General features: G+C 45.0%; 8 protein-coding genes. All 8 read left to right on the top strand.

The features are described 5' to 3' along the window. Positions 1-15: 15 nt before the first annotated feature. The 8 genes from atpG (at position 16) to D1Z90_RS18535 (ending at position 9,256) form a co-directional block, all read left to right on the top strand. A complete protein-coding gene (atpG, locus tag D1Z90_RS18500; protein ID WP_119912283.1) occupies positions 16-882 on the top strand; it encodes a F0F1 ATP synthase subunit gamma in 867 nt (288 codons plus the stop codon). 33 nt (positions 883-915) lie between these two features. After that, positions 916-2,304: a F0F1 ATP synthase subunit beta gene (gene atpD, locus D1Z90_RS18505; protein WP_119912284.1), complete on the top strand. Its 1,389-nt coding sequence runs from the start codon at positions 916-918 to the stop codon at positions 2,302-2,304. 16 nt (positions 2,305-2,320) lie between these two features. Beyond that, complete coding sequence (locus D1Z90_RS18510) at positions 2,321-2,749, top strand: F0F1 ATP synthase subunit epsilon (RefSeq protein ID WP_158587185.1); 429 nt, start codon at positions 2,321-2,323, stop codon at positions 2,747-2,749. A gap of 259 nt (positions 2,750-3,008) precedes the next feature. Beyond that, positions 3,009-3,362 (top strand): hypothetical protein, encoded by a 354-nt coding sequence (locus D1Z90_RS18515; protein WP_119912285.1) that lies wholly within the window; start codon positions 3,009-3,011, stop codon positions 3,360-3,362. 339 nt (positions 3,363-3,701) lie between these two features. Next, positions 3,702-5,705, top strand: coding sequence for a DUF2298 domain-containing protein (locus tag D1Z90_RS18520; protein WP_119912286.1), 2,004 nt, complete (start codon positions 3,702-3,704; stop codon positions 5,703-5,705). A gap of 2 nt (positions 5,706-5,707) precedes the next feature. After that, entirely contained in the window at positions 5,708-7,861 is a 2,154-nt protein-coding gene (locus D1Z90_RS18525; RefSeq protein ID WP_119912287.1) for a DUF2298 domain-containing protein, read from the top strand. A 47-nt stretch (positions 7,862-7,908) separates the two neighbouring features. Next, on the top strand, positions 7,909-8,874 hold the full coding sequence (locus D1Z90_RS18530; protein ID WP_232525302.1) for a glycosyltransferase family 2 protein: 966 nt from the start codon (positions 7,909-7,911) through the stop codon (positions 8,872-8,874). Then, positions 8,837-9,256: a GtrA family protein gene (locus D1Z90_RS18535; RefSeq protein ID WP_119912289.1), complete on the top strand. Its 420-nt coding sequence runs from the start codon at positions 8,837-8,839 to the stop codon at positions 9,254-9,256. The genes D1Z90_RS18530 and D1Z90_RS18535 overlap by 38 nt, the downstream gene beginning before the upstream one ends. Positions 9,257-9,361 lie beyond the last annotated feature (105 nt).

Consider the following 9,361-nt stretch of genomic DNA (forward strand, 5'->3'; position numbering starts at 1 on the left):
TATAGGAGTTACAAAATGGCCGGCGATAAAGAAATACGTAACAAGATCGCGAGTGTTAAAAACACTCAAAAGATCACTGGCGCCATGGAAATGGTTGCAGCATCTAAGATGCGCCGTGCACAAGATCGCATGGCAAGCAGCCGTCCGTACGCGGAAACTATGCGCAAAGTGATCGGTCACATCGCTCTTGGTAAGTTGGAATACCAACATCCTTATCTTGAAGAAAGGGAAGCCAAGCGCGTTGGTTACATTATCGTCTCTACTGATCGTGGCCTATGTGGCGGCTTAAACATTAACTTGTTTAAGAAAGCCTTACAGGACATGCAAAGTAAGAAAGAAGCAGGCGCGGAAATTGATATTGCCGTTATCGGTAATAAAGCCACTGCTTTTTTCAATAGCCATGGCGGTAATGTGGTAGCGCAAGCTGGCGGTTTGGGCGATAGCCCATCTGTAACTGACCTTATCGGTTCTGTTCAAGTTATGTTGAACGCCTACGATGAAGGTAAGTTAGACCGTTTATACGTGGTATATAACAAGTTTGTTAATACTATGGCGCAAACACCATCAATCGATCAGTTACTACCTTTGCCAAAAGCTGATGATGACGAAGAGTTAAGCAAACACAGTTGGGATTACATCTACGAGCCAGCGCCTAAGTCTATCTTAGACACGCTACTTGCTCGTTTTGTTGAGTCTCAGGTTTATCAAGGCGTGGTTGAAAACCTCGCTTGTGAGCAAGCCGCGCGAATGGTTGCAATGAAAGCTGCAACCGATAACGCCGGTAACCTGATTGACGACTTACAACTTGTTGCTAACAAAGCCCGTCAAGCTGCCATCACTCAGGAACTTTCTGAGATTTGTGGCGGCGCAGCAGCTGTATAAGCAAGGTTTAATAATGGTTTTAGAGGAATTGACATGAGTACTGGTAAAATCGTCCAGATTATCGGTGCTGTTGTGGACGTAGAGTTTCCACAAGACAGCGTACCAAAAGTGTACGACGCACTGAAAGTCACAAGCGAAAGTCAAAACCAGGGCCTAATCATGGAAGTCCAACAGCAAATTGGTGGCGGCGTTGTTCGTGCCATTGCTATGGGTACTTCAGAAGGTCTGCAACGCGGTCTAGAAGTTGTAAACACAGAAGCGCCAATCGCGGTTCCTGTAGGTACAGCAACGCTAGGTCGTATTATGAACGTACTAGGCGAGCCAATCGATGAAGCTGGTCCTATTGCGACAGAAGATAAATACGAAATTCACCGTGCTGCGCCTTCTTATGAAGACCAGTCAAACAGCACTGAGCTACTTGAAGTAGGCATCAAGGTTATCGACCTTATTTGTCCATTCGCGAAAGGTGGTAAAGTAGGTCTGTTTGGTGGTGCGGGTGTTGGTAAGACCGTTAACATGATGGAACTTATCAACAACATCGCAAAAGAGCACTCGGGTCTATCTGTATTTGCTGGTGTAGGTGAGCGTACTCGTGAGGGTAACGACTTCTACTACGAGATGGAAGAATCTGGCGTACTTGATAAAGTAGCCATGGTTTACGGTCAGATGAACGAGCCACCAGGAAACCGTTTGCGCGTAGCACTAACGGGTCTAACAATGGCTGAGAAGTTCCGTGACGAAGGTCGTGACGTACTTCTTTTCGTAGATAACATCTACCGTTACACACTAGCAGGTACTGAAGTATCAGCACTGCTAGGTCGTATGCCATCAGCGGTAGGTTACCAGCCAACTCTTGCAGAAGAGATGGGTGTACTACAGGAGCGTATCACGTCGACTAAGAGCGGCTCTATCACTTCTATCCAAGCGGTATACGTACCTGCGGATGACTTGACGGATCCATCTCCAGCAACGACGTTTGCTCACTTAGATGCAACAGTTGTACTATCTCGTAACATCGCGTCTCTAGGTCTTTACCCAGCGATCGATCCACTTGATTCTACTTCTCGTCAGCTTGATCCACTTGTTGTTGGTCAAGAGCACTATGACGTAGCACGTGGTGTGCAAGGTATCCTTCAGCGCTATAAAGAGCTGAAAGACATCATTGCTATCCTAGGTATGGATGAGCTATCTGAAGAAGATAAGCTAATCGTAGCCCGTGCTCGTAAGATCGAGAAGTTCCTTACTCAGGAATACCACGTAGCAGAAGTATTTACTGGCAACCCAGGTTGTTATGTACCTCTGAAAGAAACATTACGTGGCTTTAAAGGCCTACTAGCAGGTGATTACGATGATATCCCTGAGCAGGCATTCCTGTACGCAAGTGACATCGATTCTGTACTGGAAAAAGCTAAGAACCTGTAATTAGCAGGAGAGTGTTATGAGTAACCAAATGACCACACACCTAGACGTAGTGAGCGCTGAAGAGCAAATCTTCAACGGTCGCGTTGAGTCTATCCAGGTTTCTGGTGCAGAGGGTGAGCTAGGTATTTTACCTGGCCATACACCACTTCTGACGCCAATCAAGCCGGGTATGGTGCGTCTGGTTAAACAACACGGTCACGAAGAGGTATTCTACGTATCTGGCGGTATCCTAGAGGTACAACCAGGCGGCGTTACCGTTCTGGCCGACACTGCTATCCGTGGTGAAGACCTGGATGCAGCGAAAGCTGAAGAAGCGAAACGTGCGGCAGAGCAGCAAATCTCATCATCTCACGGTGATGTAGACTTTGCGCGTGCATCTGCTGAGCTACAAAAAGCCATTGCACAGCTTCGCGTTATTGAGCTAACGAAACACGTTAGACGTTAATTTCAGCGGCATCTAAATAAAAGGCGACCTTCGGGTCGCCTTTTTTATGTCTTAAAACCATAGTAGTTATATGGTTATATGTCATAAAATTATAAAATAGCCGTAAGTTAGAACCACTCGACATTTTTTAAACCTTTTTTGGTGCATTATATATTTCAAGTTGTCTATTAAATAAACAACTTGATCCTGCAAGGATGCAGGTGAGTATAAAAGTAAGCGGATGATGTTTTTTCTGCCTTACTAAAAAAGGAGAAGTAGTATGATCTTTTATTTTATCGTCTTCGCTTTGGTGCTATCTGTTGTTGCACTGGTGTTGTTACAGCAAAGACGAGAGAAAAAAACGGTAATCAACCTGATTGCGAATCAGAACTTTTATTTAGGTGGCCAATTACTTTACGGTAAGGACTTTACTATCGTATCAATCAACGATTGTACCCCTAAACATAAAGAAGGCATTGAGTCTCACTACATGGTGCATTGTTTTGATGAGAAACACCAAAAACCAGTGAGTGTAGATTTAGAGCTTACCAACGGTAAACTTAAGCGTTCTAAAGTATGCCAACAAAAGCACCTTAAGCTTGGTAACATGATAGACAGATTACTATTAGACTGAGTCAGTGTTAGTCATCTTCTTTCAGGTTTGTCTCCGTGTGAATTGAATCGCAACAGTTGTTAAATGCTACAGCTTGTCAATTCACACAACTCCCCTACGATAATAAAATTCAAGTTAGCCCAATCACACTCTTCATTCCTCAGATATAAAGTATCGAACGAGTGAAAATCATGGCTATTTCCAATATTGTTTAACAATAATTCATCACTTTTTGTTGCCTCAGTCCAAGATCCTGATAGTTTTGTCTGCTAAACTGCCAATGCAAATTACACGGATAGTAATTGCATCAATACGGCTTTTGCCTTTAAATCAAATAGCTATTTCACGGACGTTAATGCTATGAGTTTGATTTTTCTTGCCCTAACTATATTAATTTTAGTTACGAATATGGCCGCTGTGGCTGTTGTTGGACACCGCGTTACAGGTAACTATGCGGTCAGTAAGCTGGCTGGCGTGTTGCTTTTTTGCCTGCTGTTGTTCTTCATCGAGCATTATATCGGTCTTGGTTCCCTTGCTTGGTTGTGGCCGTTAACCACCGCCGCTTCTGCTTATTGTATCTATCGCTATCGCAGCCACTTTATTAATGCCTTGTGGTGCGCTGAGTTGGTTTTCATTGTCGGCTTTTTATATGGCCTCACCTGGAAACTGGCTTTTCCAGACATCGACGGTGGCTCAGAAGCGCTCACAGACTTGTCGTTTGTCAGTAATTATCTGGCGGGTACGCAGTTGCCACCGGAAGATAATTGGCTGGCAGGTAACAGTTTTAACTTCTATTACGCTTTCCAGCACTATTGCGCCGCGTTGATGGGACGCATGCTGAACCTTAGCGTGGGTTATAGTTACAACCTAGCATGCGCTGTGGTTATGGCATTTATCGTCAGTTTAACTTGGTCGGTAGCGTCGACCTGGTGTCGTAACAAGCTGTTGAAGTTGATACTGTTAGTGGCTGTGGTAGCCGGAGGCACAGGAGTATCACCCTTCGTACCTTTTATGTACGACTACCCAACGGAAACTCAAGGCCAGCAAGCTTTTGCAGCTCAAAGTAAACTGTGGGCTAGCGTGCGTTATATCGGTAAGTACGACGCCCAAGTGAAAACCGACTTTGCAAAAGACACGTTTGGCGTAGCGCCAAAAGAAACCTTAGAAATGCCACTGGAAACCATTGGCTACTTAACCTTTTTAAGCGATTATCACCCTCCAATTGGCAGCTTTGTGCTGTTGCTATTGGCGCTGGCTTGTATATATCAATTAGAAAAGGTGTCTACCAAGTTACGGCAACAACAAGTTTTGACCGGCATATTAGTCAGCACGGGACCCCTGGTGCTAATTACCAATACTTGGGTATTGCCGCTACAAGCGCTATTGGTGTTTGGCTGGTTGGCTTATCGTCAATTATCTGGCCGTAATTTATGCGTTAAGTCAGTCATCATCGGTGGTTTAACGCCGTTGTTGTTGGCATATCCATTCTTGTTCGAATTCACGAGCAATGCATTAAGCACCCCCCTGAAGTTGGTGTCTGACGATCAGCGTGCGCCATTAGCGCAATGGGTGTTGGTTTTGTGGCCACAGTTAACCTTGTTGGCCTTGGCTGGATTTGTTTGTCGCCGAATGCCATTAGCGGCATACTTTTTGGCAATGGCCGCATTGTTCTTACTATTGACCGAGTTGTTGATCATTGATGACCCAATGGGCGGTAAATACGACCGCTTTAATACCACGTTGAAATGGTGGTCATGGACGCAAGTTTTTGTACTTGTTGGTCTCAGTGGCATTTTATTGGCCAATAAATTTAAATGGCTCCGTTGGTTAACCTTATTGCCGTTATTGGCTTTAAGCAGTTACAGCATTGAAATGGCTAATTATTTTCTGGCCGAGAAAAAAGAGTCCAAAAACAAATTACACGGACATCATTGGCTTACCAAAGACGCCGTTAACCGGCAAATCTTGGAATACTTAACCGCTGCACCTCGAGGAGTGGTATTAGAAGGGTTAGAGCGCACCGCTTATACGCCGTCATCAGCGTTAGCGTTATTCTCTAATCAAGCGTCCTTTGCTGGCTGGCCATCCCATGAGAAGCAATGGCGTGGCAATGCCGAGTTTATTTATGAGCGCGGCAGGGATACCCAAGCCTTTTATAAAGGGCAACTTGAAAACAGCTTAGACTGGTTACAAAAAAATAATATTCAATACATAGTATACCGCGCCTCAGACAGAGCCCAAAACAAACAAGGCTGGCTGCAGATCCAACGCCAAGTGGCTCGCGATTATGTTTGGTTACCGTTTAAAGAGCACGGTGATGAAAGATACGGTATTTGGCAGCGTAAAGTACAAGGAAGTTTTTAATCATGCATCTTATTTACCTTGGCCTTACTTTGGGCCTGATATGGCTAAATTTAGCCGGCTTAACCCTGTTTTGTCGTCGTTGGTTGCCTGACTTTGCACTGGCGCGAACGTGCGGTATTTTATTATTGGCCTTGATCCTGTTTTTTGTGGAGCACTTTGTTGGCTTGGGTAAGCTCAATTGGGTGTGGCCGCTCACCTCGCTAGCCAGTGCTTATATCCTAAATAAAAACAAAGACCAACTGCGCAGTAGTGGCTTTTGGGGAGCGGAACTCGTATTTGGCCTAGCGTTCCTATACGGCTTTATTTGGCGATTTACGTTGCCCAATATCAACGTTAGTTCAGAGCGTATTACCGATTTATATTTTATTGCCAACTACATTAATGGCGATACTTTGCCGCCAGAAGATAACTGGAACCCGCCCCATAAGTTTGACTTTTATTACGCTTTTCAACACTACTTAGCCGCCTTGGTTGGCCGCGTCTTTAATTTAGATGTAGGCACCACCTATAACTTGTCTTTTTGTCTGGTATTGGCATTGCCTGCGACCCTTATTTGGTCGCTAGCGGGACACTTTATGAAATCAGCATGGTTGAAACTATTGCTTGTCGTTGCGTTGGCTTGGGGGGGATCAGGTCTAACGCCATTGATTCATGCGGTCTACAAATATCCGGCAATGCCCGAGATCTTATTAGAAGAAAATCGCGCCAATGCCTCAGAGCGAGACATTGAAAATGCCGAGCGCAGTTACAACTACCAAGTTTCAACTCATGCGTTTTTAAACTTAGTGCGTGGTGCGCGTTTTACCGGCTCTCACGATGACAAAGCTCATGAGGGTGGTGACAAAACGCGACCAGAAATGGCGGAGATTTTCTTCCCTGTTGAGCGCCCACTGATGGACAAACCCATTTTTGGTGAAGACGGCAAGCCCATTCTTGATGAAAAAGGCAAAGCCATTACCGAAAAAGTGGTTAACGAAGACTTTGAACTGCGAGTGCTGCCGATTGAAAACTACGGCTATCAGTACTTTGTGGGTGATTACCATCCACCTATGGGTGGCTTTGCGATTCTATTAATGAGCTTAGCTTTAATGGTTGCCATTAAAGGCGGTCAACAAGTACGTATTTGTACCGCATTATTAGGCACTACTATCCCTCTTGCGTTGATTACCAATACTTGGGTGTTCCCGTTACAAGGCTTTCTGATATGCGGCTGGCTAGTCTTCGGCTATATCAACAAACAAAAGCCAGATTGGGCGGCGTTAATGGGCGGTGGTATTGTTGCCGGTTTGTTGGCTTACCCATTCTTGATTGGCTTTACCAGCGGCGGCTCGCCAACACCGGTGAAATTGGTTGAAGGCTATGATCATACGCCAGTGGCGCGCTTTATTGGCACATTATGGCCCGCATTTGTTTTGATGCTGCTGTCGTTATTTGATTCCAAGTGGCGTAAGTGGACAGTCACCCTGTTTGTGACCTTTGCTATATTGTGGACCATCAGTGAGTGTATTTACATTGACGATCCAACCGGTGGTAAATACTTGCGTACCAACACGGTAATGAAGTGGTGGGGCTGGATTTATGTTGCCTGTCTAGTTTTATTTGGTTCTGTCTGTTTAGGGTCAAGTAAATGGTGGATTAAAATCCCAGCCATTGTTGTCCTTTTGGCCGTGAGTACCGCAGGTTTTGATATCGCTCGCTATTTTGCCAATACCAATAAAGCCTACGTAGGTAAATTGCACGGCCATCACTGGTTTACTCAAAGGGTAGAGCGTCGTGATATGTTTAACTTCTTGAAACAATCGCCTCGTGGCATTGTCCTAGAAAACGTGCCAAAAGAAGCCTACATGGAATCAAGCGTTTACAGTATCTTTAACGATAAACCCGTATTATTAGGCTGGCCTTCTCACTTACGTACTTGGCACGGGGATGTGCCGCAAGTGTGGAAGATGAGAGATCAAATCAGGCAGTTCTATAAAGGCCAGCTGGGCGCTAGCAAAGACTGGTTAATGGTGAATAAAGTGAAATACATTGTCTTTACTGATGCAGAAAGCCAGCAACAGTGGGACCTTATTCACCAACAAATACAATCGGAATACGCGTGGTTTGGATTTAATCGAACGGGTCAAAAACCCATGGGTATTTGGGTCAAAAAATAAAGCTGTTTCTCACGGACGAGAGACGCATTTGAATTAAAGGAAACATCATGGTTATCAACCCTGAACTTAGTATTGTAGTGTGTGTACTAAACGAAGAAGAAAGCATCGACATCTTTTTAGATGCCGTGACGCCTGTGCTAGAGCAGGCCGTGTCTTCTTACGAAATTTTATTTGTGAATGACGGTAGCACGGATCGCACCTTCGATATTTTGCAGCAAAAAGCGCAAGATCCAAGCAGCTCTGTTCGCCTGGTTAACTTATCGCGTAATTTTGGTAAAGATGTGGCGCTGACCGCAGGCTTAGACAATGTTAAAGGCCAAGCGGTGATCCCAATGGACGTGGACCTGCAAGATCCACCGGCATTAATCACCGAAATGGTGGAGAAGTGGCGTCAAGGTGCGAATTCAGTCGTGGCGGTGCGCAGTGATCGCAGCGACGATAACTTTGTTAAACGCCGTACTGCTAACGCATTTTACCGTTTAATTGGTCGCATCAGCAAGGTGGACATTCCGCAAAATGCCGGTGATTTTCGTTTGATTGACCAAAAGGTGTTAGAGGTTGTTAAGCGTATGCCTGAAAAGGCGCGTTTTATGAAAGGCTTATTTGCGTTTCCTGGATTTAAAACCGAGTATGTTTATTTTCAGCGACCGCAACGGGTTGCCGGCGAAACCAAATGGAATTACTGGAAACTGTGGAATTTCGCCCTTGATGGCATATTAGGTTTCTCAACCGCACCGCTGCGTATTTGGAGTTACTTAGGGGCGTTTGTGGCGCTTTCCGCATTTGCCTACATGGGATACACCATATTTAAAACCTTGGTGCTCGGTGTCGACGTACCGGGTTACGCTTCTATGATCACCCTTATCCTGTTCTTCAGTGCCATCAACCTGATTGGTATTGGTATTTTGGGTGAATATATTGGCCGTATATTTGAAGAAGTAAAAAGCCGCCCGCTTTACGTAATTGAAGGTATCTATGACAGCAATGATAAACAAGCTGAAAAATCTGACTAATATTCAGCAAATTCTGTCATTTGCGGTAGTGGGAGTCGGCGCTACGCTGACCCACGCTGCGGTGTTTCATTTATGCTATGAAGCCGCTCAGTTGAACCACTTTGTGGCTAACTTAATCGGCTTTGCGGTGGCGTTTTTGGTGTCTTATTTGGGCCAGTTTAAATGGACTTTCAAACAAGAAGCCAAGCAAGTCAGCCATCAAGGCAAAGCTTTTTTACGCTTTTTTCAAACTGCGTTAATCGGCTTGGGCCTAAATTTAGTCTGGGCCAGTTTGATATTAGACTTATTGCTACTGCATCACTTTATCTACTTGGCCATGCTGACGTTTGTCACTCCTGTGCTTATTTTCTTGTTGAATAAATGCTGGGTGTTTAAGTCTTAACACGTTATTGATTGTCACTCCTGCTCAATATGCCTAAAAAACCGCGGGCAAGATCTTGCTCGCTGGGCAACTTCTTGCTCGCATCTGAGCAAGATCTTGCCCGCG

Origin of the sequence: Motilimonas pumila (assembly GCF_003596335.1) — a bacterium.
Classification (GTDB): Bacteria; Pseudomonadota; Gammaproteobacteria; order Enterobacterales; family CBDFNC01; genus Motilimonas; species Motilimonas pumila.